The 24,969-nt window shown below is 69.8% G+C and carries 22 protein-coding genes; 8 read left to right on the forward strand and 14 right to left on the reverse strand.

Annotated features, from left to right (window positions below):
* Window positions 1-86: 86 nt before the first annotated feature.
* Genes ACGFY9_RS40040 through ACGFY9_RS40050 form a run of 3 tightly spaced genes read right to left on the reverse strand, consistent with a single transcriptional unit; the run spans window position 87 to window position 3,207 of the window.
* Window positions 87-857, reverse strand: coding sequence for an ABC transporter permease (locus ACGFY9_RS40040; RefSeq protein ID WP_393762659.1), 771 nt, complete (start codon window positions 855-857; stop codon window positions 87-89).
* 1 nt (window position 858) lies between these two features.
* Complete coding sequence (locus tag ACGFY9_RS40045) at window positions 859-1,833, reverse strand: ABC transporter ATP-binding protein (RefSeq protein ID WP_393762661.1); 975 nt, start codon at window positions 1,831-1,833, stop codon at window positions 859-861.
* 9 nt (window positions 1,834-1,842) lie between these two features.
* Window positions 1,843-3,207 (reverse strand): MDR family MFS transporter, encoded by a 1,365-nt coding sequence (locus tag ACGFY9_RS40050; RefSeq protein WP_393762663.1) that lies wholly within the window; start codon window positions 3,205-3,207, stop codon window positions 1,843-1,845.
* A 116-nt stretch (window positions 3,208-3,323) separates the two neighbouring features.
* On the opposite strand from ACGFY9_RS40050, the gene ACGFY9_RS40055 reads away from it, so the two are divergent.
* Window positions 3,324-3,890 (forward strand): TetR/AcrR family transcriptional regulator, encoded by a 567-nt coding sequence (locus tag ACGFY9_RS40055; protein ID WP_393762665.1) that lies wholly within the window; start codon window positions 3,324-3,326, stop codon window positions 3,888-3,890.
* Window positions 3,891-3,943: 53 nt separating this feature from the next.
* Here ACGFY9_RS40055 and ACGFY9_RS40060 read toward each other — a convergent pair whose 3' ends face one another.
* The 3 genes from ACGFY9_RS40060 to mce form a co-directional block, all read right to left on the reverse strand.
* On the reverse strand, window positions 3,944-4,879 hold the full coding sequence (locus ACGFY9_RS40060; RefSeq protein ID WP_033285426.1) for a cellulose-binding protein: 936 nt from the start codon (window positions 4,877-4,879) through the stop codon (window positions 3,944-3,946).
* 353 nt (window positions 4,880-5,232) lie between these two features.
* Window positions 5,233-9,081 carry a polarized growth protein Scy gene (gene scy, locus ACGFY9_RS40065; RefSeq protein WP_393762667.1) on the reverse strand — a complete coding sequence of 1,283 codons (3,849 nt, stop codon included), beginning with the start codon at window positions 9,079-9,081 and terminating at the stop codon, window positions 5,233-5,235.
* Window positions 9,082-9,290: 209 nt separating this feature from the next.
* Window positions 9,291-9,731, reverse strand: coding sequence for a methylmalonyl-CoA epimerase (gene mce, locus ACGFY9_RS40070; protein ID WP_019073152.1), 441 nt, complete (start codon window positions 9,729-9,731; stop codon window positions 9,291-9,293).
* A gap of 149 nt (window positions 9,732-9,880) precedes the next feature.
* Between mce and ACGFY9_RS40075 the strand changes: the two genes are divergently transcribed.
* The 3 genes from ACGFY9_RS40075 (at window position 9,881) to ACGFY9_RS40085 (ending at window position 13,476) form a co-directional block, all read left to right on the forward strand.
* The gene (locus ACGFY9_RS40075) at window positions 9,881-11,083 is read left to right on the forward strand and encodes an acetyl-CoA C-acetyltransferase (RefSeq protein WP_393762670.1); all 1,203 of its coding nucleotides are present in this window, start codon (window positions 9,881-9,883) and stop codon (window positions 11,081-11,083) included.
* Between the two features lie 40 nt (window positions 11,084-11,123).
* Window positions 11,124-12,080 (forward strand): methylmalonyl Co-A mutase-associated GTPase MeaB, encoded by a 957-nt coding sequence (gene meaB / locus ACGFY9_RS40080; RefSeq protein ID WP_393762672.1) that lies wholly within the window; start codon window positions 11,124-11,126, stop codon window positions 12,078-12,080.
* Between the two features lie 172 nt (window positions 12,081-12,252).
* On the forward strand, window positions 12,253-13,476 hold the full coding sequence (locus ACGFY9_RS40085; protein ID WP_393762674.1) for an MFS transporter: 1,224 nt from the start codon (window positions 12,253-12,255) through the stop codon (window positions 13,474-13,476).
* Between the two features lie 182 nt (window positions 13,477-13,658).
* On the opposite strand, the gene ACGFY9_RS40090 is transcribed toward ACGFY9_RS40085, so the two are convergent.
* The 5 genes from ACGFY9_RS40090 to ACGFY9_RS40110 all read right to left on the reverse strand — a co-directional run bounded on the left by ACGFY9_RS40090 (window position 13,659) and on the right by ACGFY9_RS40110 (window position 16,719).
* Window positions 13,659-14,135, reverse strand: coding sequence for a MarR family winged helix-turn-helix transcriptional regulator (locus ACGFY9_RS40090; RefSeq protein ID WP_393762676.1), 477 nt, complete (start codon window positions 14,133-14,135; stop codon window positions 13,659-13,661).
* A 92-nt stretch (window positions 14,136-14,227) separates the two neighbouring features.
* A complete protein-coding gene (locus ACGFY9_RS40095; protein ID WP_393762678.1) occupies window positions 14,228-15,025 on the reverse strand; it encodes an AIM24 family protein in 798 nt (265 codons plus the stop codon).
* On the reverse strand, window positions 15,022-15,672 hold the full coding sequence (locus ACGFY9_RS40100; protein ID WP_393762680.1) for an AIM24 family protein: 651 nt from the start codon (window positions 15,670-15,672) through the stop codon (window positions 15,022-15,024). Before ACGFY9_RS40100 ends, ACGFY9_RS40095 begins: the two co-directional genes overlap by 4 nt.
* Before the next feature lies 1 nt (window position 15,673).
* Window positions 15,674-16,306 carry an AIM24 family protein gene (locus ACGFY9_RS40105; RefSeq protein WP_327407071.1) on the reverse strand — a complete coding sequence of 211 codons (633 nt, stop codon included), beginning with the start codon at window positions 16,304-16,306 and terminating at the stop codon, window positions 15,674-15,676.
* A gap of 77 nt (window positions 16,307-16,383) precedes the next feature.
* Window positions 16,384-16,719, reverse strand: a complete 336-nt coding sequence (locus tag ACGFY9_RS40110; RefSeq protein ID WP_393762682.1) for a DUF6191 domain-containing protein — start codon at window positions 16,717-16,719, stop codon at window positions 16,384-16,386.
* A gap of 123 nt (window positions 16,720-16,842) precedes the next feature.
* Here ACGFY9_RS40110 and ACGFY9_RS40115 point away from each other — a divergent pair, with 123 nt between their 5' ends.
* Both ACGFY9_RS40115 and ACGFY9_RS40120 read left to right on the forward strand, forming a co-directional pair.
* Complete coding sequence (locus ACGFY9_RS40115) at window positions 16,843-17,187, forward strand: DUF3817 domain-containing protein (RefSeq protein ID WP_393762684.1); 345 nt, start codon at window positions 16,843-16,845, stop codon at window positions 17,185-17,187.
* Entirely contained in the window at window positions 17,184-17,477 is a 294-nt protein-coding gene (locus tag ACGFY9_RS40120; protein WP_019060761.1) for an MTH1187 family thiamine-binding protein, read from the forward strand. Before ACGFY9_RS40115 ends, ACGFY9_RS40120 begins: the two co-directional genes overlap by 4 nt.
* Here ACGFY9_RS40120 and ACGFY9_RS40125 read toward each other — a convergent pair.
* Both ACGFY9_RS40125 and ACGFY9_RS40130 read right to left on the reverse strand, forming a co-directional pair.
* Window positions 17,434-18,150: a hypothetical protein gene (locus ACGFY9_RS40125; protein ID WP_393762686.1), complete on the reverse strand. Its 717-nt coding sequence runs from the start codon at window positions 18,148-18,150 to the stop codon at window positions 17,434-17,436. The two genes, ACGFY9_RS40120 and ACGFY9_RS40125, sit on opposite strands and share 44 nt — an antisense overlap.
* A gap of 31 nt (window positions 18,151-18,181) precedes the next feature.
* The gene (locus tag ACGFY9_RS40130; RefSeq protein ID WP_393762768.1) at window positions 18,182-19,201 is read right to left on the reverse strand and encodes a phosphotransferase; all 1,020 of its coding nucleotides are present in this window, start codon (window positions 19,199-19,201) and stop codon (window positions 18,182-18,184) included.
* A 904-nt stretch (window positions 19,202-20,105) separates the two neighbouring features.
* Between ACGFY9_RS40130 and ACGFY9_RS40135 the strand changes: the two genes are divergently transcribed.
* Both ACGFY9_RS40135 and ACGFY9_RS40140 read left to right on the forward strand, forming a co-directional pair.
* Window positions 20,106-21,890: a glycosyltransferase family 2 protein gene (locus ACGFY9_RS40135; protein ID WP_393762688.1), complete on the forward strand. Its 1,785-nt coding sequence runs from the start codon at window positions 20,106-20,108 to the stop codon at window positions 21,888-21,890.
* Between the two features lie 3 nt (window positions 21,891-21,893).
* Window positions 21,894-23,849: a galactose oxidase-like domain-containing protein gene (locus tag ACGFY9_RS40140; RefSeq protein WP_393762690.1), complete on the forward strand. Its 1,956-nt coding sequence runs from the start codon at window positions 21,894-21,896 to the stop codon at window positions 23,847-23,849.
* 18 nt (window positions 23,850-23,867) lie between these two features.
* Here ACGFY9_RS40140 and ACGFY9_RS40145 read toward each other — a convergent pair whose 3' ends face one another.
* Window positions 23,868-24,860 (reverse strand): glycoside hydrolase family 6 protein, encoded by a 993-nt coding sequence (locus ACGFY9_RS40145; RefSeq protein WP_393762692.1) that lies wholly within the window; start codon window positions 24,858-24,860, stop codon window positions 23,868-23,870.
* Window positions 24,861-24,969 lie beyond the last annotated feature (109 nt).

The raw sequence follows: 24,969 nt of genomic DNA on the forward strand, positions 1-24,969 counted from the left end.
ACGCCCCCGTAAGGGTTAGGAGGATATCGGGGCGCTGACGGTTCCGCCCAAGAGAAAGTAAAGCAACGCCCGAGCCGTGTTCCTGGCTACGCGTCCCGCCGCTTCAGCAGGACGTAGGCGCCGGCGAGCGAGGCGAGCACCCAGAGGGCCATGATCCCGAACCCGCCCCACGGTCCGTACGGTGCCGAGTCGTCGACCGGGGTGACCACCTGCATGATCTTGCTGCCGGCCTGGTCGGGCAGGTACTGGCCGATCTTCTTCGTCGCGGAGACGTTGCCGAGGATGTTGGAGATCAGGAAGAAGAACGGCATCAGGATGCCCAGCGACAGCATCGGCGAGCGCAGCATCGAGGCGACGCCCATGGAGAACATCGCGATCAGGGTCATGTAGAGCCCGCCGCCGATCACCGCGCGCAGCACACCCGGGTCACTGATCTCCGCCTTGTGGGAGCCGAGCATCGCCTGCCCCAGGAAGAACGTGACGAAGCTCGTCACCAGCCCGACCACCAGACACAGCCCGGTGGCCACCGCGATCTTGCTGAACAGGAAGGTGCCGCGCTGCGGGACGGCCGCGAGCGAGGTGCGGATCATGCCGGTGCTGTACTCGTTCGACACCACGAGCACCCCGAACACGATCATCGCGAGCTGACCGAGACTCATCCCGGCGAAGCTGATGAACGTCGGGTCGAAGGACAGCTTGTCCTTGGCGCTCATGTCGTCGAACTGGCTCTTCGACAGCGCCGAGATCAGCATGCCGAGCCCGATCGTCACCACCAGGGCGAGCGAGAGCGTCCACACCGTCGACGCCACGGAACGGATCTTGGTCCACTCCGACCGGATGACCTGGGTCGCCGCCATGTCAGCCCTTCTTCCAGCCGTCGCCCCAGCCCTGCTGCTGCGCAGGTGCCGCGGGAAGCGGTGCAGATGTGTCGGAATGCGCGTGGTACTCCACCGACTCCGCGGTCAACTGCATGAACGCCTCCTCCAGGGAGGCCTGTTGGGGACTCAGCTCGTGCAGTACGAGCTGGTGCGACGCGGCCAGTTCACCGATCTGCTCGGACTTGCCCCCGTCGACTTCGAGGACCCCGCTGCCGGATTCGACCACGGTGATCCCGGCCTGGTGCAGCACATCGAGCAGCCGCTCGCGCTGCGGGGTGCGGATCCGGACGTAGGACCGCGAGTTCTGCTGGATGAAGTCGGCCATGGAGGTGTCCGCGAGGAGCCGGCCCTGGCCGATGACGACGAGGTGATCGGCCGTCAGTGCCATCTCGCTCATCAGGTGCGAGGAGACGAAGACCGTACGGCCTTGCGCGGCAAGGGACTTCATCAGGTTGCGGATCCAGTGGATGCCCTCGGGGTCGAGCCCGTTGACCGGCTCGTCGAACATCAGGATCCGCGGATCGCCGAGCAGCGCGCCCGCGATGCCGAGCCGCTGGCCCATGCCCAGGGAGAACCCCTTGGCCTTCTTCTTCGCGACGGAGGTGAGCCCGACGGTGTCGAGCACCTCGTGCACCCGGGTCTTCGAGATGCCGTTGCTCTGCGCCAGACACAGCAGATGGTTGAAGGCGCTGCGCCCGCCGTGCATGGCCTTGGCGTCGAGGAGGGCGCCGATGTACTTCAGCGGGTCCTTGAGCTGGTCGTAGTGCTGGCCGTCGATGCGTACGTCACCGGCGGTCGGCCGGTCGAGCCCGAGCATCATGCGCATCGTCGTCGACTTGCCGGCACCGTTCGGGCCGAGGAAGCCCGTGACGATGCCGGGTCTGACGGCGAAGGTGAGGTTGTTGACCGCCATCTTCTCGCCGTACCGCTTGGTCAGCCCCTCAAGCTCGATCATGCGGCCACGCTAAGACGGGCGTTCGGCGGATGCCACCCGAACGGGCAAACAGAGTCCGACGAGGCAGGCAACAACGGTGAACGCCGTCGCCCAGGCGAACGCGTGCGGGAACGCCGTGCTGCCGTGCCCGTGCGCGAGGACCGTCGCCAGTACGGCCGTTCCGACGCTGCCGCCGACCTGCTGGACGATCCGGACGGTGGTGCTCGCGTGCGGGATGCGGGCCCGGTCGAGACCTTGGTACGCGCCCACCATGACCGCCATGTTGGCCGCGCTCACCCCGAGTCCACGCACCACCAGGGCGCCGAGAAGCAGGGCCGCACCGGGATGCGGGAGAAGGAAGGGGAGGGTGCCCAGCGCGCACAGCAGCATGCCCGCCACGGTGACCGGGCGCGGCCCGAGCCGGTCGGTCAGGGGTCCGGTGACCCGGGCCAGCAGGCTGCCGAGCCCCTGCGGCGCCAGCAGCAGCCCGGCCGCGATCACGCCCTCGCCGCGCGCCTGTTGGTAGTAGAGGGGGAGCAGGAACATCCCGCCGAACAGGGCGAGCCCGTTGAGGAACGTCAGGATCGAGGAGACGGCGAACGCGCGGTCCTTGAACAGGCGGAGATCCACGAGGGGTTCGCGGGTGCGCAGCGCGTGCCGGGCGAACAGGGCGATCAGTACGGCGCCCACCGGGATCGCGGTCGCGCGGGCGGCGCCGGTCTCGGACAGGCCGTAGACGAGGGTGGCGAGGCCGGGGGAGAGGAGCAGGAGGCCGGTCAGGTCCAGGTGGTGGCCGGGGCGCGGGGTGTCCTTCGGGACGCCGCGCCAGGCCAGGGCGAGGGCCGGCAGGCAGACGGGCAGGTTGACGTAGAAGATCCAGCGCCAGCTGAGGTGACCGACGATCAGGCCGCCGACGACCGGGCCGAGGATCGGTACGACCATGACGGGCAGGGTGATCGCCGCCATGAGGCGGCCGAGGCTGCGGCCGCCGGCGGCGCGCATGACCAGGGTCTGCAGGACGGGCAGCAGCAGTCCGCCGCCGATGCCCTGCACGACCCGGAAGGCGATCAGCGAGCCGATGTTCCAGGCGAGCCCACAGAGGAGTGATCCGGTGAGGAACAGGGTCAGCGCGCCGAGCCAGACGCTCCGGGAGTCGAAGCGCTCGACGGCCCAGCCGGAGACCGGGACGACCGTCGCGAGGGCCAGGAGATACGCGGTGCTGACCCATTGCAGGTTTGTCGTCGAGGCGCCCAGGTCGTGGCCCAAGGAGTGCAGGGCGATGGAGACGATCGTGCTGTCGAGGAGCGGGGCGAGGGCGCCGAGGACGAGGATGCCGGCGAGCTTGCGGACGGCCGGGTCGAGGCGCTCGGAGGAGCGGATGGTGGTGCCGGGCATGGCGATTCCCCCTTTAGAGACGCTGCGTCTCTAAAGGGCCACGATAGGCTGGGCTCGATAAGAGACGCAAGGTCTCCTAAGGTCTCCTGAGGGTTCCTGAGTGGGAGGTGCCGGTGATGACCGGAGAGCAGACGCGGCGGCGCGGGGCCGCGCTGGAGGCCGACATCCTGGACGCCGTATGGGAGGAGCTGGCCGAGGTCGGCTACGCCCGCCTCACCATGGAGGGCGTCGCGGCCCGGGCCAGGACCGGGAAGCAGGTCCTCTACCGGCGGTGGGCCAATCGCGCCGAACTCGTCAAGGCGGCCCTGCCGCACCGCACCGGCTTCATCGTCGACCAGGTGCCGGACACCGGGGAGCTGCGCGAGGACTTGCTCACCCTGCTGCGGCTGATGGTCGAACGGCAGCGGGAGATCGGCCCGGACGTCATCCGGGGCCTGCTCGCGGAGGTGGCCGACCTGGACCCGAAGGTCTTCGGGATCATGCACGACATCCTGCTGACGCTGCTTCAGCGGGCGGTGAAGCGGGGGGAGATCCCCACCGCCGACCTCCCCCGACGAGCCGTCACCGTCCTCGCGGACCTGCTGCGCTACGAGATGGTCCTCTCTCGCGACACGGTCGCCGACTCCACCCTCGTCGAGATCGTCGACGACGTCTATCTGCCGCTGGTGACCGGGCACGGCTGAGGCCCGCACCCCCGAAGGGAATGCGGGCCTCAGCCGTACGAACTACCGCGTGCCTACCGGGACTGCTGAGCCGGAACTCCACGAGAGATCGGCTCGTCCTCGACCGGCGAGCTCGCGGCGGCCACCGCGGCGCCGGTGAGCGTGGCGAGCATCTCGCGCACGTTCGTCAGCTGGGCGTTGATGCTGTCGCGACGGTTCGTCAGGGCGGCCAGCTCGCGCTCGGATTCCGAACGGATCCGGTCGGCCTTGGCGTTCGCGTCGGCCACGATGTCCTCGGCCTGGCGCTGAGCCGTCTCCACCGTCTGACGGGCGCGACGCTCCGCGTCCGTGCGCAGCTTCTCGGCCTCAAGCCGGAGCTGCTCCGCGCGGTGCTCGATCTCCGCGAGGCGCTTCTCGGCCTTCTGCTGACGCGACGCCAGGTCGCGCTCGGACTGCTCGCGGCGCTTGGCGAGGTTCGTCTCGAAGTCGGCGGCGGCCTGCGCGGCCTTGGCACGGGTCTCCTCGAAGAGGGCGTCGGCCTCCTCGCGCTTCTGCTGCGCGTCCTTCTGAGCCTCGCCACGCAGCTGGGCTGAGTCGCTCTTGGCCTTCTCGACGATCCGGACGCCCTCGTCCTCCGCCTTGGACTTGCGCTCCGCAGCGAACGATTCTGCGTCGTTGCGGACCTGCTGAGCAGCGGACTCCGCGAGTTCGCGGTGCTGCTCGGCCGCGCGCCGTGCCTCCTCGCGCAGGTCCTTGGCCTCTTCCTCGGCGAGGCGGAGGATCTTCTCGACCCGCGCGCCGAGACCGGCGTACGACGGCTCGGCGTCGCTTACCTGGGCCGCGGCGTTCTGCGTTTCGAGGTGGAGCTCCTCGATGCGCTTTTCGAGAGCAGTGATACGGGCCAGAGCGCTGTCACGGTCGGAGACGAGCTTCGAGATGCGTTCGTCCACCTGAGCGCGGTCGTACCCACGCCGCACAAGCTCGAAGCCGTAGGGGGAAGTGTCGCTCATGGGGTTCCTGTCGAATGAGACCGGTGAGGTGATAGGTGGAATCCTAGGGGCCGAAGCGGTGTGTCATCGAGCGGATGCGTGTTTGATCTGGAGAATGACACCCCTTTTGAGTGGCTAACCGTCGGACCGCTTGCCAAAGACTCGGTCAAAGGCCCCAGAACACCCCGAACCTCACAGGGGTTTCTTAGGGCCTGTCCGGCGGATCATGCCGCAGACGCGGGGTGTGGCACGCACATCTGCGGCGTTGTCGTCGGTTGCCAACGCTCCGCCTTGCAGCTGCACGCACCACACCCCGCTCGCCGGTGCTTATCAGACACCGTCACTCTCCTGCGCCCTGATCCGCCGGACAGACCCTAACCTTCAACAGACTTGCCACCCGAACGAGTTGCGCCCGCCGTGGCTCCCGCCTTGACCCCGCCGTCCTTGGCCGCCGTCGGGGCCTCGAAAGACTCCAACGCTTCCAGGACGTCCTGGACACGGGAGATTTCGGCGTTGATGTCCTCGCGGCGGCGGACGAGTACCTCCAGATCGCGCTTGCCCTCCTCGACCGTGCGGCGGGCCTCGCGGATCGCCTCCGCCTTCAGCTCCTCGGCCTCGCGGATGAGCGTGGACTTCTTCTGCTCGGCCTCCTTGAGGAGACCCTCGGCCTTCTTCACGGCGGCGATACGGACCTTGCCCGCCTCGGAGTTGGCCTCCGAGACCAGCTCCTTGGCCTTCATCTGGGCCTTGCCGAGCTGCTCCTCGGCCGCCTTGATGAGCGCGTCGCAGCGGTCGCCGGCCGACTTCATCGTCTCGGCGGACTCACGGCGGGCCCGCTCGTGCAGGTTCTCGATCTCGGCGGTGATGCGGTCACGCAGCTCCTCGGACCGCTCCCTTATGGCGGTGGCATCCCGGCGGGCGCCGACGAGCAGCTCGTCCGCGTCCGTACGGGCCTGCTCCACCCGGGAGTTGCCCTCGACCGTGGCCTCGGACACCAGCCGGTCCGCCTCGGCGCGGGCCGCGCCCACCATGGAGTCGGCCTGTGCCTCGGCGTCCGCCGTCGTCTTCTGCGCCTGCTGCTGGGCCTCGCTGAGCAGCTTGTCGGCCTCGGCCGCGGTCTCCGTGATGAGGGTGTCGACCTGCTCGGCCGCCTCGGAGCGCCGCTTGTTGGCCTCCTTGCGGGCCTCGTCCAGCGTCCGCTCGGACTCCTCGCGCGCCGCCGAGGTGACCCGCTCGGCCTCCGCCTCCGCGTCCGCCTTGAGGCGTGCGGCCTCGCTGCGGATCCGCTCGGAGTGCTGCTGCGCCGAACCCACCGTGTCGGCGGCCTCGGCACGCAGCCGCTCCGCGTCCCCGGTCGCGTCCGAGATGAGCTTCTCGGCCTTGGCCACGGCCTCGGCCCGCACCCGCTCGGCCTCGTTGACGGTCTCCGTCTGGAGCCGCTCCGCCTCCGCCGTCACCTCGGTGATGAGGGTGTCGGCCTGCGTCGCCGCGTCCGAACGGATCCGGTTGGCGTCCTCGCGGGCGTCCGCCCGGGCCCGCGCCGCGTCCTGGTCGGCCTGCGCGATCGTGTCCGCGGCCTGGGTGCGCACCTGCTGGGCGTGCTCGGCGGCCTCCGACCGCAGCCGCTCCGACTCCGCGATGGCATCCGAAACGGTGCGCTCCGCAAGCGCCTTGGCGGCGTCCGTCTCCTCGGCCGCCCGGCGCCGGAGGCGGTTGGCGTCCTCGGTGGCCCGCTCCCGCTCGCTGTACGCGTCGGCGCGGACCCGGTCCGCCTCCTCCTGCGCCTCGCGCCGGGTGCGGTCCGCCACGTGCTCGGCGGCCGACCTGATCCCGGCGATCTCCTCCTGCGCCTGCTCGTGCAGCCCGGCGACGGACTCCCGTACCTGCTGGGCGTGCTGCTCGGCGCCCGACACCATCTCGGTGGCGCGCCGGTCGGCCTCCTCGACCAGCCGGACGGCCTCGGACTGCGCCTCCTCGACGCGGTTGCGCGCCGAGGCCAGCAGCTCCTCGCTCTGCTCGCGGGCCCGCTCGCGCTCCTGCCCGGCCTCCTCACGGGCCGACCCGAGCAGCTCCTCGGCCTCACGACGACGTCGTACGGCCTCCTCCTGGGCGGCGGCCAGCGTCTCGGACGCCTCCGTGGCCAGCCGCTCGGCGGCGGCCTGGGCCTCCGCGCGGACGCGGTCGGCGGTGTCCTGTGCCTCGGTCTTGAGCCGCTCGGCCTCGGCGGACGCCTCGGACCGCAGGCGTACGGCGATGGCCTCGCCCTCGGCGCGGGAGGCGGACGCGTCGGCGGCGGCCTCGTTGCGCAGCCGGTCGGCCTCCGCCTCGGCCTGCGCCTGGAGGGAGCGGATGCGGTCGGCGGCCTCGCCGCGCAGTCGCTCGGTCTCCTCGGCGGCCTCGCGGCGGATCCGCTCGGCCTCCTCGCGGGCGTCGGTGAGCGCCTGTTCGGCAGCGGCGAGCCGCTCCTCCGCCTCCGTGTGCAGCCGCGTCAGGCCCTCGGCGGCCTCCTCACGGCGTGCCTCTATGGCCCGCTCGGTCTCGTCGCGCAGGTCGCGCGCGGCCTGTTCGGCGGCGGCCTTGATGCCCTCGGACTGCTCGATGACCTCGGAGCGGTGCCGCTCGGCTTCCTTACGGGTGCGGTCGAGGGTCTCCTCGGCCTGCCGGCGCAGCGTGGTCGCGCGCTCGATGGCCTCGGTGCGGACCTTCTCGCTGTCCGTGGTGGCGGTCTGGCGCAGCTCGTCGGCGTCCGCGCGGGCCTTGGACAGCAGTTCCTCGGCGGTCTTGGCCGCCTCCTCGATCTGCTGGACGGCCTCGCGGCGGGCCTCGGCGCGGATGCGCTCGCCCTCGCCGACCGCGTCGGCGCGCAGCTGCTCGGCCTCGCCGCGCAGCCGGCGCGCCTCCTCCTGCAGCTCGACCGTCTTGGCCCGGTACTCCTTGGTGTCGTCCTTCGCCGCGCCCTTGAGCCCCTCGGCGATGTCGTGCGCCTGGGCACGCAGCCGGTCGGCCTCGGCCTCCGCCTCGGAGCGGATCCGCTCGGCCTCCTCGGTGGCGGCCTTCGTGGTGTTCTTGGCCTCCTCGGACGCCTTGTCGAGGACTTCCTCGGCGGTACGGGCGGCCTTCGCGAGCTGGGAGGCGGTCTCCTCGGCGGTGAGGCTGCGGGCGTTCTCCTCGGCCTCCGCGACGATCTTGTCGGCCTTGGCCTGGGCGTCCGCGACGATCTGCTCGGCGTCCGACTTGGTGGCCTCGGCCTCCTTGGTGGCCTCCGTCACCAGCCGGGCGACCTGCTCCTTCGCCGTCCGGGTGCGCTGTTCGTTGGCCGACTCGGCGCTCGCGAGCGCCTTGGCGGCGGCTTCCTTCGCCTCGCTGAGGACCTTCTCCGCCTCAAGGCGCGCCTCACGCAGTGAGGTTTCGGCCTCGGCCATGCGGGTCTCGGCGGCCCGGCTCAGCTCGGTGGCCTGACGGCGGGCGGAATCCGACTCGTTGACCGTGGAGCTGCGCAGCTGCTCGGCGTGGTCGGTGGCCTCCTGGGCCTGCGAGGACGCCGCGTTCAGCAGCCGCTCGGCGTCCGTGCGGGCACGGCGCAGCAGCTGCTCGGCCTCCGCGCGGGCCGCCTCGGCGTCCATCTCCAGCCGCTGGCGGGCCTCGGTGGCGACGCGCTCGGCCTCGGCGCGGGCGGCGGCCAGGGCCTGCTCGGCCTCGGCGCGCGACTCGTCCACGAGCCGGCGGGCCTGCGACTCGGAGCGGGCGCGGAGCTGCTCGGCCCACGCCACGTTCTCGTTGACGTGCGACTCGACGGTCTGCCGGCGCTCGGCGAGCTCCTGGTCGAGCTGCTGGCGCCGGGTCACGGCCTCCGTGTGCAGCTCCGCCTGGAGGCGCGCGGCCTGCTCGGCGTGCTCCTGGAGGATGCGCTGGGTCTGCGCGCGGGCCTGGCTCAGCTCCCGCTCGGCGTCCTGCCGCAACTGGTCGGCCTGGACCTGGGCATTACGAAGCATCTGCTCGGCCTGATAGCCGATGTCACCGCCGTCGTAAGCCGGTCGGGACATGAGGGTGCGGCGCGCCTCGTGCAGCTTGGCGCGCAGCACCTCGACCTGGTAGCCGAGGTCCTCGGCATGCTGGATCGCCTTTTCCCGCTCGGTCTTCAGCCGCTCCATCTCGGCCTCGAACCGAGAGAGGTGGTCGACGTCAGCCGCCGGCTCTCGCTCCTGGCGTTCGTAGCCCCGCACTGCGCGGTCCCATCCGTCCCCTGGTCGCGGTTTACTCCAACGAGCGCCGTCCATCCACCGAACGGTGCTCCCGGGGAATGGTGTCAGATCAACGACGGAGCATGGGCTGCTGCCCGACGCTCGCCCCCCGAAACCCGGACCCCGGCATGCCGTTGCCCTGGTTGCGAGCGACGACCGACCCCAACCCTACCGGCCCATATGTACGAGGGTCAGTGCTCAGGTGACTCAACAGGCGCCGAAGTGACCAGTTCTGTCAGTACGCCATGGCAATCCTTTGGGTGCAGGAACGTGATCCGTGACCCCATGGAGCCGCGCCGGGGCTCCTCGTACAGAACGCGTACGCCCTTCCCGCGGATGTCCTCGGAGTCCGTGTCGACGTCCGCCGTGCCGAAGGCGATGTGGTGGACTCCCTCGCCGTTCTTCGCCAGCCACTTCCCCACGGCGGAGTCCTCGCGAGTGGGTTCGAGGAGCTGGAGGTAGGAGGCGCCGCCGTCGTCCGTGTTGTTGATCTTCAACATGGCCTCGCGCACGCCCTGCTCCTCGTTGACCTCGGAGTGGAACACCTCGAAGCCGTACGTGGCCCGGTAGAACTCGACGGTCGTGTCGAGGTCGAAGCAGGCGATCCCGATGTGGTCGATTCGCGTCAGCATGTATGTAGTGCAGCGCTAGCGCGATGGTTACGCAACGTGCGCGCGATCACACCGACGGCCCGATGACGGGGTGGACTACCGCTCAGTACATTTCAAGTAAACCCTCGTTCACTCCTCAGCTGAAACACGCTGGAAGGGGATCGCACCTCATGTCTGGAACGAACAGCACGACCTCGGTGATCGTCGCGGGCGCCCGGACGCCCATGGGACGGTTGCTGGGCTCCCTGAAGTCCTTCTCCGGAGCCGATCTCGGCGGCTTCGCGATCAAGGCCGCCCTCGACCGTGCGGGTATCGGTGGCGACCAGGTGCAGTACGTGATCATGGGCCAGGTGCTCCAGGCCGGGGCAGGGCAGATCCCGGCACGCCAGGCCGCCGTCAAGGCGGGCATCCCCATGAGCGTCCCCGCGCTCACCATCAACAAGGTGTGCCTCTCGGGCCTCGACGCCATCGCGCTCGCCGACCAGCTCATCCGTGCAGGTGAGTTCGACGTGATCGTCGCGGGCGGCCAGGAGTCCATGACCAACGCCCCCCACCTGCTCCCCAAGTCCCGCGAGGGCTACAAGTACGGCGCGATCGAGATGCTCGACGCGATGGCCCACGACGGCCTGACCGACGCCTTCGAGAACATCGCCATGGGCGAGTCCACGGAGAAGCACAACACGCGCCTGGGCATCGCCCGCCCCGAGCAGGACGAGATCGCCGCCCTGTCCCACCAGCGGGCCGCCGCCGCCCAGCAGAACGGCGTCTTCGAGGCCGAGATCACCCCGATCGAGATCCCGCAGCGCAAGGGCGAGGCCGTCGTCTTCAGCAAGGACGAGGGCATCCGCGCGGAGACCACGGTCGAGTCCCTCGGCAAGCTGCGGCCGGCGTTCACCAAGGACGGCACGATCACCGCCGGCACCTCCTCGCAGATCTCGGACGGTGCGGCGGCCGTGGTCGTGATGAGCAAGACCAAGGCGCAGGAGCTGGGCCTGGAGTGGATCGCCGAGATCGGCGCCCACGGAAATGTGGCGGGACCCGACAACTCCCTCCAGTCCCAGCCCTCGAACGCGATCCTGCACGCCCTGAAGAAGGAGGGCCTGGAGGTCGAGAGCCTCGACCTGATCGAGATCAACGAGGCCTTCGCCGCCGTCGCGGTCCAGTCAATGAAGGACCTCGGGGTGTCCACGGAAAAGGTGAACGTCAACGGCGGCGCCATCGCCCTGGGCCACCCCATCGGCATGTCCGGCGCCCGGATCGTCCTGCACCTGGCCCTGGAGCTCAAGCGGCGCGGCGGCGGGGTCGGCGCGGCCGCGCTGTGCGGCGGCGGCGGTCAGGGTGACGCGCTGATCGTGCGGGTACCCAAGGCCTGAGCAGTACCTTTTCGCACGACGGCAAGGGAGCGGAGCTGTGATGCAGGACGTCGCCTCACTGGTGGCCCAGGCCAGGGAAGGCCGGCCGCGGGCCGTGGCCCGGCTGATCTCCCTGGTGGAGGGGGCGTCCCCCCAACTCCGGGAGATCATGGCGACACTCGCACCGCTGACCGGCGGGGCCTACGTCGTGGGCCTCACGGGATCGCCGGGCGTGGGCAAGTCGACGTCCACGTCCGCGCTGGTCACGGCGTACCGCAAGCAGGGCAGGCGGGTCGGCGTCCTGGCCGTCGACCCGTCCTCGCCGTTCTCGGGCGGCGCCCTGCTCGGCGACCGCGTCCGCATGTCGGACCACTCCTCCGACCCCGGCGTCTACATCCGCTCGATGGCCACCCGCGGCCACCTCGGCGGCCTGGCCTGGTCCGCCCCGCAGGCCATCCGCGTCCTCGACGCGGCGGGCTGCGACGTGATCCTGGTCGAGACGGTCGGGGTGGGCCAGTCGGAGGTGGAGATCGCCTCCCAGGCGGACACTTCTGTCGTGCTCCTGGCCCCGGGGATGGGCGACGGCATCCAGGCGGCGAAGGCCGGAATCCTGGAGATCGGCGACGTCTACGTCGTCAACAAGGCCGACCGCGACGGCGCCGACGCGACCGCCCGCGAGCTGAACCACATGCTCGGCCTGGGCGAGTCCCGCGGCCCCGGCGACTGGCGCCCCCCGATCGTCAAGACGGTCGCCTCCCGCGCCGAGGGCATCGACGAGGTCGTGGAGGCGCTGGAGAAGCACCGGGCGTGGATGGAGGAGCACGGCGTCCTCGCGGAGCGCCGCGCGGCCCGGGCGGCTCGCGAGGTCGAGACGATCGCGGTCACGGCCCTGCGCGCCCGCATCGGCGACCTGCACGGAGACCGCCGCCTGAGCGCGCTGGCGGAGCGGATCGTGGCGGGGGAGCTGGACCCGTACAGGGCGGCGGACGAACTGATCGCGGGCATCACCGAGAGCTAACCCGATGGTCAACGGCCGTGTCCCGTTGATACGTTGACCGCATGTTCCTCCTCTTGGCATAGGGCCCCGCTCAGGCCCGCGCACGGCAGCGATCACATCGGATCGCGTCTGATCGCCGTCGCGCGGCGCACAGGCGTCCCCTTTCCCTGCCTCCAGTTGAGGAACATCTCGCATGTCCGCGTCTTCTTCCACGCCGACTTCGGCGTGCCCTTCGTATGCCGCCGTACTCCAAGTCCCGTACGCCCGCCGTACGTTCGCCGCCGCGCTCGTCGGCCGCCTCTCGTACGGAACGGTCTCCCCGGCGGTCCTGCTCACGGTCGTCCGCGCCACCGGCTCCTACGCGGCCGCTGGCACGATCATGGCCGTCTTCGGCACCGCGACCGTCCTCCTGCTACCCCTGCGCGCCGCCCTGGTCGACCGCCACGGCCCCCGCCGCGCCCTCCTCCCCATGGCGATGCTCTACGGCGGTCTCCTGTGCGTCCTCGCGGCGGTGACCTGGAGCCCCGGGACGCCGGAGGTGGTGCTCGGCGCGGTGGCCGCGCTGACGGGCATGTGCGCGCCCCCGCTTGGACCCACGATGCGCTCCGTGTGGGCCGAACTCGTCGGTGACCGTGGGTTGTTGCAGCGCGCGTACAGCCTCGACGGCGTCGCGGAGGAACTCCTGTACGTCGTCGGCCCGTTGGCGGTCGGCGCGCTGCTCACCTTCGCTCCACCGGCGGCCGGGCTCCTGCTCAGCGCGGCCCTGATCATGACCGGGACGATCGCCTTCGTCAGGTCACCGGCACTGTCCGGAGTACGCGTATCCGCGGGCGCCGGGCGGGGGTTGAGGCCGGCCCGGGTTCGCGGGCTGCTCGGTCCGGTCGTGGTGGCCGGGGGGATGGGGCTCGCGTTGAGTGCGGTCTATCTGTTGGTGATGGCGTTCTTGGAGGAGCGGGGGTACGGCGACGATGTCGTGCCCTGGGTGCTGGCGGCGTTGTCGGCGGGCAGTGCGGTGGGCGGGATTCTGAACGGGGCGGTGAACTGGCGGGTGGCCGCGCGGGTTCGGTTGTCCGGGGCCGCGTCGGGGCTCGGGGTGGCGTTGGCCGCGGCAGGGTTTGCCTCGGGGGTGTGGTCACTCACCGTGGCGGTGGGGTGCGCGGGGTTCTTTGTGGCGCCGGCGTTGACCACCGCGTATCTGCTCGCCGACGAGGTGGCTTCGCCGGAGGCGCGGACGCAGGCGGGGGCGTGGGTCAACATGGCGGTGAACGCGGGGAGTTCGGGTGGGTCGGTGGTGACGGGGTTGCTTGTGGGGCGGCTGCCGTTGGGGGTTTGTTTTGTGGTCGCCGGGGTGGTGGCGGGGGTTGTGTCTTGGCTGCCGGCTCGTTGTGGCCGGTCGCGCAGTTCCCCGCGCCCCTAAAAGCTGTCCTCCACCGAGTTTCAGCGGACCCGCTCTGACGGCAAGGCCGGCGCAATCCAGCCTGTCCGGTGCCTCTCCAGCTCAGGTCGGCAATATTCAGCCCGTCCGGCGTTTGAGGACGAGGCCCGTTCAGGGCCGATCGGGGGTCTGGGGGCGGAGCCCCCAGACGGCCCGCTCCAGTGTCAGGGGCGTCCCCGTTGCCCTCGCAGGTGTTCCGCGATCGGCTTCAGGGTCTTGCTGAGGTCCGACAGGCCCTCGGGGGTGACGAGGTCGATGAAGTGTCGGCGTACGGAAGCGACATGGTGGGGCGCGACCTTCTTCATCGTCTCCAGGCCGTGCTCGGTCAGCACCGCGTACAGGCCCCGGCGGTCCGACTCGCAGTTCTCCCGGCGGACCAGGTCCGCGTTCTCCATGCGCGTGATCTGGTGGGAGAGGCGGCTCTTGGACTGGAGGGTGGCGGCCGCGAGGTCGCTCATCCGCAGTCGTACGCCGTCCGCCTCGGAGAGATTCACCAGGATCTCGTAGTCGTTCATCGTCAGGCCGAACGGCTGCAGGTCCTTTTCGAGTTGGTACGTCAGCAGCCTGTTGACCTCCAGATGGGTGCGCCAGGCGCACTGCTCCTCATCGGTCAGCCAGCGCGTGGCCGTCTCGGTCTCCATGAATGAAGTCTACCTAAAATGTTGAAAGGCGAACTAGTGAGGGTGGCGTGACGGCGCGCACACGTTCGACGTCACACTCCGCAGACTACCGCTCACAGCCCGAAGCGACGCTGGAGGTCTCCCAGCTGTCCGGGAAGGCGCGGTGCGCCCGCCTGCTGTGAGGGGCCTGTGGGGACCCCGCCCCCACCCGGTACCCCCGGCTCGTGCGGCACAACCCCTGTGGCCTGCTCGGGCATCAGGTTCTCCGACGACTGGAGCAGCACCGTGCCCGCCCCGACGAACTCGAACTGGTGCTCCTCCCCGGAGGCCCCGCCGATGCCCGTCATCGCACGTAGACCGCCCATCAGGCCGGTCATGTACGCGTGGTCGTAGTGATGGCAGGGGGAGGGGCAGTCGGCCCAGCCGACGAGGGCCTGCGGGTCCACCCGGATCGGGGGTTCCATGAACACCACCGGACCACTCGACGCGGCCACGATCTTGCCGGTTCCGATGAGTGTCAGAAAGCCGGGAACAATCGACTGCTTGAGAGCGAGACTTGGCTGAAAAGCGAGCAGGTTGCCCGAGCGAATGGTCATGTTGGCGTCTTCGAGGTCGTACGCGTTGACATCGAAGGCCCGGTCGGCGAGCAGCATCTTGCCCGAGCCGTCCGCCACGACCCAGTCGCTCGCGTGCAGAGGCGAATGGAAGGACGTACGGACAAGTCGGTCGAGTCGCCCGTGCCCGATGCCGTTGAACTCCATCGCGCCGTAGTAGGCGATCATCTTCCCCTTCTGCAGGAACCACTGGCTCCCCTTGAGCTCCACGCAGAAGGTGTACTTGTTGACGTTGTCGTCGACCGGCAGGGTCATCGGGTCGTAGATCGTGGGGCCCGATCCCGCGTACTGGCTCACAGTTTCTCCTCCGACGCCTGGACGTACACCGCGCCGTTGCCGCTCAGCTCCAGCTGGAACGCCTCGCCGGAGCCCCGGCCCACCATGTCGCGCCAACCGAGCGCCGTGGACAGCTTGTTGCGTACGTCGCCGTGGTGGGCGACGTACGCCTGCGGGTCGACGTGGACGGGGCGGCCGGGGGTGATCGGGACCTCGAAGACACCCCCGTGGGCCATCACGGCGACCGAGCCCTGACCCTGGAGGGTGGTCGTGAACAGGCCCTGGCCGGTGACCTGGCCGCGGACCATGCCCATGACGCCGCCCTGGGAGCCCATGAACATCGTGCCCTGCTGGAGGGTGCCCTCGAAGGCGAGGAGGCGGTCGGCCTCCACATAGAGGGTGTCGCCGGTGAGGTTGATGATCTGGATGTGGTGGCCGCCGTGACCGAACATCACGGTGCCGCTGCCCTCGACGGTCATCAGGGGGGTCGCCTCGTTCGCCACCCGGCGTCCGAGCATCGACATGACGCCGCCCTGGCCGCCCTGGATGTTCAGGGTGAAGGAGACGTCGCCCTTGTAGGCGAGCATCGCTCCGCGCTGGCTGAACAGCCGCTGGCCCGGCATGACCGTGGCCTGGATCATCTTCGAGTTGATCTCGGTGAACGCCATGTCACACGTCCCCCGCGATCGTGTTCCGCTCGCTCGGCTGGACGTAGACGAGCCCGTCGCCCTCGAAGCGGATCTGGAAGGCCTCGCCGCCGCCCTCCCCGAAGAGCGTGCGGAAGGTCACACCGGACTGGAACGACTGCTGCAGGTTCCCCTGGTGCGCGATGTACGCGCCGGGGTCGACGGTCAGCGGATACTGTCGGCTGACCCGCAGCACCACCGCCGGGCCGTCCGACATGATCGCCGCCTGGCCGTGGCCCTCGACGGTCGTCGTGAACAGCCCGTTGCCCTGCGAGGCGCCGCGCAGCCCGGTGAAGGTCGTCCCGGTGCGCAGCCCCGCGTCGGTCACGAGCAGATTGCTCGACTCCACGTACAGCTTGTCCCCCTGGAGATTCACGAGGTTGATCTCGGAGGCCCGGTCCGCGAACCAGCACGTCCCCTGCCCCCTCACCTCCATCACCGTCATCTGCTCACCGGTGAGCCGCCGGGTCACCATCCCCCGGATGCCCTCACCGCCGCCGCTCATCTTCTTGAAGGCCATCTGCCCGTCGTACGCGACCATCGAGCCGTTCTTCGCCTTCACGGCGTCCCCGGTCATGTCGACGGCGAGCACCTTGCTGCCCTGGAGTCGAAACATCGCCACGCAGCGAAGGTAACCGCAGGGGCACGGTCGAGGACAGGGCCCGCGGGTGGAGAACGACCCTGACCTGCCCCCTAGGGCGTGTCGCGGGGCCTGTCGTGGGGTGCGTTCAGCCGGATGACCGCCGTCCCCGCGCGCAGGTCGACAGTCGACCAGGGCGGGTCCCCGTCCTCCTCGTCGTCCCGCATCACCAGCGCGCTCTGGCGTTCCTTCAGCTCGGTCTGCTTGCCCGGGGAGAGGCTCGCGTGCAGCTGCTCGAAGCCGGTCGCGGATATCTGGCCCTGCCGCCCGGAGTTCCGCCAGGGGAGCATTCCGGCGCGGCCCATCTTCAGGAGCAGCTGGTCGAGGAACGCGAGCGCGGTCAGCAGGACCACCAGCCCCGGCAGCGTCATGAAGAAAACGAACTGCACGGGCGCTCCCCGGGGGCTCGGCGACGACCCCCAGTCTCGGCTCGCTCAGTCGTTTGCCACAATGGGTGAACGTTTGTGCTCGCGTTCACAAACTGTGGACGTCTCCCTCACCGAAGGTGACCTGTGGACATCAAGACCGCCACCGCCATCCGCCGCCTCCGCCTGGTGTCGGCCCCCGAGGCCGTGTCCTTCCTCCTGCTGCTCGTGTGCTCGGTGCTGAAGCGGACCACGGACTTCAACGCGGTGCCCGTCATGGGCATGATCCACGGTGTCCTCTTCATCCTCTACGTCCTCTTCTGGGCCGACGCCTGGAACCGCACGAAGTGGGGCGCCAAGACGGCCGCCTTCTACTTCATCCTCTCCGTACTGCCCACCGGCGGCTTCTTCGCCGAGCGCAAGCTCAAGCGCGAGGCCGAGAACGCGCTCATCGCCTCCCGCGCGCGCCAGGAAGGGATCGTGAACGCATGATCGTCGCCTTCTCCGTGACGCCTCTCGGTGTCGGTGAGGACGTGGGGGAGTACGTCGCCGACGCCGTCCGCGTGGTCCGCGAGTCCGGCCTGCCCAACCGCACCGACGCGATGTTCACGTCCATCGAGGGCGAGTGGGACGAGGTGATGGACGTGGTCAAGCGCGCGGTAGCCGCCGTCGAGGCCCGCGCCCCGCGTGTCTCCGTCGTCCTCAAGGCGGACATCCGCCCCGGCGTGACGGACGGCCTCACGTCCAAGGTGGAGACGGTCGAACGGCATCTGGCGGAGTAGTAGCGGGGGCAGGTCTGGGAAGCCAGGGCCGCAGGCCCTGCCCCACTGCCGTCAACACCTCACCCCGAGTCAGCTCATCCGCCCGTTCCACCTCGACGAGCCCCCACCCGGGCCGGCGAACCGCGTCGAGCGTCACCGCGCGCTCGCGCCGCAGGTACGTCACCGCCGACGCGAGGTCGGACACGGGCGGGCTCACCTCGTAGGCGGCGAGCTTGCTGACGTACCAATCGAGCCACTCCGGCCCCTCCCGTTCCCCGGCCCGGGACAGCGCGGTCCCGGCGTCCCCGTCGAGGAAGACCACCACAGGGCGGACCGGGGTCAGCACGCCCGTGAGGTCGGCCATGAACGCGTCGATCGTCTCCTCGCCGTGCCCCATCGCCAGCAACGTCGGCACGAACGGCACCAGGGTGTCCGCGACCACCACGTTGTCGCCGCGCGCCCGCACCGACTCGACGAAGCGTGCCGTCGCCGCGACCAGCGTCCCCAGCGCCACAGTTCCGGTCGCCCCGAACTCCTCGGCCACAGCCGCGAATTCGGACCGGCTCAGGATCTCCTCCTCACGGAAGTGATCCACCCGCAGCCCCGCGCCGGCGAGCGACCGGGACAGCCCCGCGCACAGAGCCGACTTGCCGACTCCGGGCGCCGCTCCCCACACCGACACCAGTACCGTCACCGCCAACTCCCCATCCCAGCCCCGCAGTCGGTCACCACACCCGCTCCAGCGCCGCACTCAACCGCGACACGACACCCAGATCCGGCATCCGGCCCAGCCATACAGCGACCTGATCGCCGGCGAACTCCCGTTGTTCGGCGGTCACTTTCGGGTCGATGGCGCACTCGGCCTGTACCCGCACATAGTTCAGCGCGGAAGCGAAGAGCATCGAGAACGACTCCGGACCCCGTACGACGGCACGCCCACCGGCACACCGGTACGCCCGCGCCACCCGCACCCCCGCCTCCACATCCCCGTCGTTCCCGCCCGACCACACGAACAGGGCGCGGGCCAACTCCCGTTCCGCGGAAGCGGATCCGGCGTTGTCCCAGTCGAGGAGGACGGGACCGGCCGGGCCGACCAGGACGTTCTGGGGTTGCAGGTCGAGGTGGGACGTCACCAGGTCGCCGGGGTCGGACGGGGTTACCCAGGGCGCCAACTCCCTTGCGGAGGTGGCGATGAAGCGGCCCAGCGGGTCCGCCCACGGCATCCCCGCCCGGCGGACCTCCGCGTGCAGCGCCGCCCACTCGTCGTCCCCCGGGCACCGCTCGTACCAGGCGGACGGCATCCCGCTCTCGCCCTCGCCCGCCCTGTGCAGCAGCGCCATGGCCCGCCCGAACCAGTCCAGGACGTCCGGGTCGGACACGTCCGCGCGGGTGCCGTCGATCCAGTCGTACAGCTTGATGTGGGAGCCGGCGGAAGAGCCGGAACTGGAGGTGGAAGCGAGACTGGATTCGGAGCCGGGGTCCAGGTGCGAGACATGCGCCCCCTCCCGATTGGGCAGCAGCCGCGGCGACGCGATGCCCAGCCGCTCCGATGCCTCCCGTAACGCGGCCTCCCGGCGGACCTGGTCCTCGTCGCAGCCGAAGAGGAGTTCCTTGACGGCCCACGAGGAACCGTTCCCGGACAGCTTCCAGATCTGCCCCAGCGCGCCCCGGGTGACGGGCGTCAACGTCCACGGTCCGGCGCCGAGCGCGTAGGCCTCGGCGATGAGATCGGCGGTGTCGTGCACGCGGGTGCCTCCCGTGACGCTGCTGAGGATCATGACCGGGGCATTCTCCCCAAGCCGCCCCCGCACCCGGCTCCACCGCCGAAGGAACCGCGTTCCACCGCCGGAAACACCTCACTCCGCGGCCGGAGAGGCATCCCGTTCGATCGCCGGAACACCCTGCGCCACGACCGGAGACCCCCGTTCCACTACCGGAGGCACCTGCTCTACCGCCGGAGGCACCCCGTTCCGTTGCCGGAAACATCTCGCTCCGCCGCCAGAGAGGCATCCCGTTCGACCGCCGGAAGCACCCGCTCCACGGCCGGAAGCCCGCGCTCCACCGCTGGAGACTCCCCGTTCCACTACCGGAGCCCCCTGCACTACCGCCGGAGGCGCCCCGTTCCGTTGCCGGAAACGTCTCGTTCCGCCGCCAGAGAGGCATCCCGTTCGACCGGCGGAAGCAACCCGCTCCACGGCCGGAGGCCCGCGCTCCACCGCCGGAGACTCCCTGCTCCATCGCCGGAACCCCCTGCTCTGCCGCCGGAGGCACCTGCTCTGCCGCCGGAGGCATCCCGTTCCGTTGCCGGAACACCTCGCTCCGCCGCCAGAGAGGCATCCCGCTCGTCCGCCGGAAGCACCCGCTCCACGGCCGGAAGCCCGCGCTCCATCGCCGGAGACTCCCTGCTCCACCGCCGGAAGCCCCCCGCTCCACCCCCGGAGGCCCCCGCTCCGCCGCCGGAGGCCCCCGTTCCGCCGCCGGAGGCCCCCGTTCCGCCGCCGGAGTCAACTCCCCACCCACCTGGACGCACCCAGTTCGACATGCCCTCATATCTCCACTTGTGTGTGGGTATCGGCCCGGTCGATCTTCGGAACCCAACCGTTCCTCGCTCCCCGGGCGTCGATCACTCCTCAATCATTGGAGGGCACTGTGCGGCCGGAGGGCTACGACTACGACACCTACAGCCGACTGGCCGGACCGCTCACGGAGCCGTCCGGCGCGTCGTACCAGGTGCAGTACAACTCGCTCCTCTCGCGCGAGCCCCACCGAATACGCGCTGTCCTCCTGATGAGCCTCGCCCCGGTGCTCACCGCCGCCCTGCTCGTCTATCTCGTCTGGCCCTCCCACTGGGTGGAGCGCGAGGGCGGCCAGGAGTGGATGGTCGGGCTCGACGTCACGATGCTGATAGCCATCGGTCTCATCGAACTGTTCATGGTCGTCAACGTCGCCTCCGTCGCCCACGCCACGCTGGTCGCCCGCGACCCTGTCCCCGTCGTCCCAGCCCCCGGCACCCGCGTCGCCTTCCTCACGACGTACGTCCCGGGCAAGGAACCTCTCTCCATGGTCCGCGCGACTCTCGAAGGTGCGGTCAATGTGACCCACACCGGCCCGGTCGACGTCTGGCTCCTCGACGAAGGTGACGACGAGCAAGCCAAGGCCCTGTGCGCCGAGTTGGGCGTACGGCACTTCACGCGGCACGGAGTTCCCGAGTGGAACCGGCCCAAGGGCGTCCACAAGGCCCGTACGAAGCACGGGAATTACAACGCCTGGATCGCCATGCACGGCGGCGACTACGAGTTCTTCGCCTCCGTCGACACCGACCACGTGCCGCTCCCCAACTTCCTTGAGCGGATGATGGGTTACTTCCGAGATCCGGATGTCGCCTTCGTCGTAGGACCGCAGGTGTACGGGAACTACCACAACCCCGTCACCAAGGCCGCCGAGTCGCAGCAGTTCCTCTTCCACGCGCTGATCCAGCGCGCCGGCAACCGCTACCGCGCCCCCATGTTCGTCGGGACGAACAACGTCGTACGGATCGCCGCCGTGAAACAGATCGGCGGGCTGTACGACTCCATCACCGAGGACATGGCCACCGGGTTCGAGCTGCATAGGCACCGCAATCCCCTGACCTGTACGCACTGGCGGTCCGTCTACACCCCGGACGTGCTCGCCGTGGGGGAGGGGCCGGCCTCCTGGACCGACTTCTTCACGCAGCAGATGCGGTGGTCGCGCGGGACGTACGAGACGCTGATCAAGCAGTACTGGAAGGCGCCGTTCACGATGCCTCCGGGGCGGCTGTTCTCGTACACGCTGATGCTCGTCTACTACCCGATGACGGCCGTCAACTGGCTGCTGGGCATCATGAGTTGCTTCCTGTTCCTGTGGTTCGGGGCGTCCGGCACGCAGGTCGCCGCGTCCGTGTGGCTGATGCTCTACAGCGATGCGGCGGCCCTGCAGATCGGGCTGTATCTGTGGAACCGACGGCACAATGTCTCCCCGCACGAGCCAGAGGGGTCGGGCGGGCTGGCCGGGATGGCTATGTCCGCGCTCTCCGCCCCCATCTACCTCAAGTCCTTCGGTGAGGCGCTCATCCGCCGTCCCAGCCGGTTCGTCGTCACGCCCAAGGGCGGCGACGCCAGCCCGGACCGGGTGATGACCTTCCGCATCCATCTCTTCTGGGCGATCCTCCTGGCCACCTCGCTGGCCGCCTCGGTCGTCCTCGACCACACCCACGCGGCCATGCGTACCTGGGCGGTCCTCGCGATGGTCATCTCCCTTGCGCCGCTGGGGGTTTGGGCCGGTTCGCTGGTCAAGGAGCGCCGGGAGCGGCGGTCGCTGCTCGGCGGCGCGCGCACCCTCGACACCGCCGAGCCCGCGCTCGCCACCACCGGGGCCGGTCCGTCCGTCTCCAGCACCACGACAGGGGGCAACTAGACCATGGCCTTCCAGCCGTCCCAGAAAACCAGGAAGACCGTCCTCGGCATCGGCGGCATCGCCGTCCTGGCCGGTCTCAACGCCCCGGCCGCCCTCGACTTCGCCGGCGAGCAGTACCACGAGTACAAGATCACCCGGCCCGAGTACATGGCCAAGTACGGCTCCTGGGACCAGATCGACATTCCGAAGGAGTACCGCACCAACGCCATCCACGCCTCGCTCCTGCACACCGGCAAGGTGCTGATCGTGGCCGGGTCCGGGAATGAGCAGAAGAAGTTCAACGCGGGTTCGTTCGACACCGTGCTGTGGGACCCGAAGGCCAACACCTTCAAGAAGATCCCGACCCCGGTCGACTTCTTCTGCGGCGGACACAGCCAACTCCCCAGCGGCAACCTGCTGGTGGCCGGCGGCACCGCCCGCTACGAACTCCTCGACGGCGAGGTCAAGCGGGCCGGCGGCGGCATGCGGGTCAAGAACGAGAACCCCAACAAGCCGATGTTCCTCAAGAAGGGCACCGTCTTCCGCTCACCGGCCGGCGTCGACTACGTCAGCAAGTTCGACGTCACCGTGCCCAAGGCCAAGCGCGCCTTCAAGGTGACGTACAACGCCCGCGGTGTGATGCAGCCCTGGCAGACCAAGGTCACCGCGAGCGAGGTCCGCGTCTTCGTCGAGGCCGCCGAGCCGGGCCCGATGTCGGTCACCGAGAACCAGGCGCAGTACGACATCGTCGGCCTCAAGGGCAAGGACGCGAACAACACGTACGGCCTCTCCGAGAAGATCACCCTGGAGAAGCAGGACTACCAAGGCATCCGCGCCGCCTACGAGTTCGACCCGAAGGCGGAGCGGTACATCCCCGTCGACCCGATGGAGAAGGCCCGCTGGTACCCGACCCTCGTCGGCCTCGACGACGGCCGCGTCCTCGCCGTCTCCGGGCTCGACGACGTCGGCGTGATCGACCAGGGCGACAACGAGATCTACGACCCGAAGACCAAGAAGTGGACCCCGGGCCCCAAGCGCTACTTCCCCACCTACCCGGCCCTCTTCCTCACCAAGGGCGGCAAGCTCTTCTACCCGGCCTCCAACGCCGGCTACGGACCCGCCAACAAGGGCCGTGAGCCCGGGATCTGGGACCTGAAGACCAACAAGTTCACCAAGGTCGCCGGGCTGCGCGACCCCGAGGAGACCGAGACCTCGTCCTCACTCCTCCTGCCGCCCGCACAGGACCAGAAGGTGATGATCCTCGGCGGCGGAGGCGTCGGCGAGTCCAGGAAGTCGACCCCGCGCACCGCCGTCGTCGACCTCAAGCAGGACAGCCCCGTCTTCAAGGACGGCCCCGATCTCCCCCAGGGAACCCGGTACTTGAACAGCGTGATCATGCCGGACGACTCGGTCTTCACCACCAACGGCTCCTCGGACTACCGCGGCCGCAGCGCCAGCAACATCTTCAAGGCGCAGTTCTACGACCCGAAGGGCAACGCCTTCCGCGAGGCCGCCGCCCCGATGGTCGGCCGCAACTACCACTCCGAGGCACTGCTGTTGCCCGACGGCAGAGTGGTCACGTTCGGCTCCGACCCGCTCTTCGACGACCAGGCCAACACCAAACTCGGCCACTTCGAGCAGCGCATGGAGATCTTCACCCCGCCCGCGCTGCACAAGAACGGCACCAACAGGCCCGTACTGCAGGACGGTCCGGAGACCCTGGACCGGCACCACCGCGCGACCTTCCGCACCGACCACCCCGAACGGGTCGTCAAAGCCCGTCTGATGCGGCCGAGTTCGGTCACGCACACGACGGACGTCGAGCAGCGCTCCATCGAGCTCGGCCTCGTCAAGGACGGCAAGTCGGTGACGGTGGACGTCCCCAAGGACCAGGCCCTGGTGCCGCCCGGCTGGTACATGCTCTTCGTGACGGACGCGCAGGGCACGCCGTCGGAGGCCAAGTGGATCCAGGTGCAGTGACGTTGGTCAACTGCCGCTCTACGCCTTGGAGTTGCGCGCCAGCTCCAAGGCGTACTCCGGCCACCACTGCCCGGCGTCCGGACCGCCCTCGCAGGTGCCGTCCGAGGCTCCGGGCCGCTTGATCCACAGATAGGCGTCCAGGGCCTGTTCGCCGGTGTCGGTGGTCGGGCGGGTGCCCAGGCCCCGGCCCGGCGGGTTGCACCAGGCGCCGGCCAGCGGGCCGTTGCCGTTGCGGCTGGTGTCGACGACGAAGTGCTTGCCGCCGAGGTCCCGCGACAGCTGGACGCCGTACTTCTTCGTCACCTCGTCCGTCTGGAAGTTGGAGACGTTGAGCGAGAACCCGTCGGCCTCCTCGACCCCGGCCCGCTTCAACGGCTCCACGAGCTTCGAAGAGTCCCGAATCCAGGACGGGTTGCCCGCGTCGAGATACACCTTCGTCCCCGGCTGCTGCTTCAGCCGGACGACCGCCTCGCTCAGCAACTGCTCCCGCTCGCCCTGGTATTCGCCAGGAGTGCAGCCGTCCACCATGTGCGCGACGGCGTCGGGCTCCAGCACCACGAGCGCCTTCGCGTCGCCCAGCGCCTCGGCGAACTTGCCGATCCACGCCCGGTAGGCATCGGCGTCCTCCGCCCCGCCGGCCGAGTGCTGACCGCAGTCGCGGTGCGGAATGTCGTACGCGACGAAGACCGCCGTACGTCCTTCCTGACGCGCGGCCGCGGTCGCCGCCCTGATCACCGGGCCCGGGTCGATCTCACCGGCCGGCCACAGCGCGGTCGGCTCGTCGGCGATCCGCTTGAGCAGGGCGGCGTCCTGCTTGCGCCCCTCCCGCTCCCACATCTGGATCTGCTCGGCCGCCGGGCTCGCCGGGTCGACCCAGAAGGTCATGTCGCCGGCCGGCCCCTTGGACCGGGCACCGGCGACGGAGGCCTCGTCGACGTCGGACGCGGACGAACAGCCCACCGCGAGCCCGAGGACCGCGAGCGCCGCGAACGTGCGGATCAGCCGGGACATGCTGCTCCCTTGCGCGAGAGGGACATTCAGTGACAATCAGTCAGTAATCCTGGCACAAGCCGCACGGCCCGCTCCGATACGACACCGGGCACACGGGTACGGCTCCGCG

This window comes from Streptomyces sp. NPDC048504, from assembly GCF_043200035.1.
GTDB lineage: Bacteria > Actinomycetota > Actinomycetes > Streptomycetales > Streptomycetaceae > Streptomyces.

Bases quoted from the DNA above. Each gene is read 5' to 3' on its own strand.
- ACGFY9_RS40040 (WP_393762659.1), bottom strand. From the start codon at position 857: ATGGCGGCGACCCAGGTCATCCGGTCGGAGTGGACCAAGATCCGTTCC.
- ACGFY9_RS40045 (WP_393762661.1), bottom strand. From the start codon at position 1,833: ATGATCGAGCTTGAGGGGCTGACCAAGCGGTACGGCGAGAAGATGGCG.
- ACGFY9_RS40050 (WP_393762663.1), bottom strand. From the start codon at position 3,207: ATGCCCGGCACCACCATCCGCTCCTCCGAGCGCCTCGACCCGGCCGTC.
- ACGFY9_RS40055 (WP_393762665.1), top strand. From the start codon at position 3,324: ATGACCGGAGAGCAGACGCGGCGGCGCGGGGCCGCGCTGGAGGCCGAC.
- ACGFY9_RS40060 (WP_033285426.1), bottom strand. From the start codon at position 4,879: ATGAGCGACACTTCCCCCTACGGCTTCGAGCTTGTGCGGCGTGGGTAC.
- mce (WP_019073152.1), bottom strand. From the start codon at position 9,731: ATGCTGACGCGAATCGACCACATCGGGATCGCCTGCTTCGACCTCGAC.
- ACGFY9_RS40075 (WP_393762670.1), top strand. From the start codon at position 9,881: ATGTCTGGAACGAACAGCACGACCTCGGTGATCGTCGCGGGCGCCCGG.
- meaB (WP_393762672.1), top strand. From the start codon at position 11,124: ATGCAGGACGTCGCCTCACTGGTGGCCCAGGCCAGGGAAGGCCGGCCG.
- ACGFY9_RS40085 (WP_393762674.1), top strand. From the start codon at position 12,253: ATGTCCGCGTCTTCTTCCACGCCGACTTCGGCGTGCCCTTCGTATGCC.
- ACGFY9_RS40090 (WP_393762676.1), bottom strand. From the start codon at position 14,135: ATGGAGACCGAGACGGCCACGCGCTGGCTGACCGATGAGGAGCAGTGC.
- ACGFY9_RS40100 (WP_393762680.1), bottom strand. From the start codon at position 15,672: ATGGCGTTCACCGAGATCAACTCGAAGATGATCCAGGCCACGGTCATG.
- ACGFY9_RS40105 (WP_327407071.1), bottom strand. From the start codon at position 16,306: ATGTTTCGACTCCAGGGCAGCAAGGTGCTCGCCGTCGACATGACCGGG.
- ACGFY9_RS40120 (WP_019060761.1), top strand. From the start codon at position 17,184: ATGATCGTCGCCTTCTCCGTGACGCCTCTCGGTGTCGGTGAGGACGTG.
- ACGFY9_RS40140 (WP_393762690.1), top strand. From the start codon at position 21,894: ATGGCCTTCCAGCCGTCCCAGAAAACCAGGAAGACCGTCCTCGGCATC.
- ACGFY9_RS40145 (WP_393762692.1), bottom strand. From the start codon at position 24,860: ATGTCCCGGCTGATCCGCACGTTCGCGGCGCTCGCGGTCCTCGGGCTC.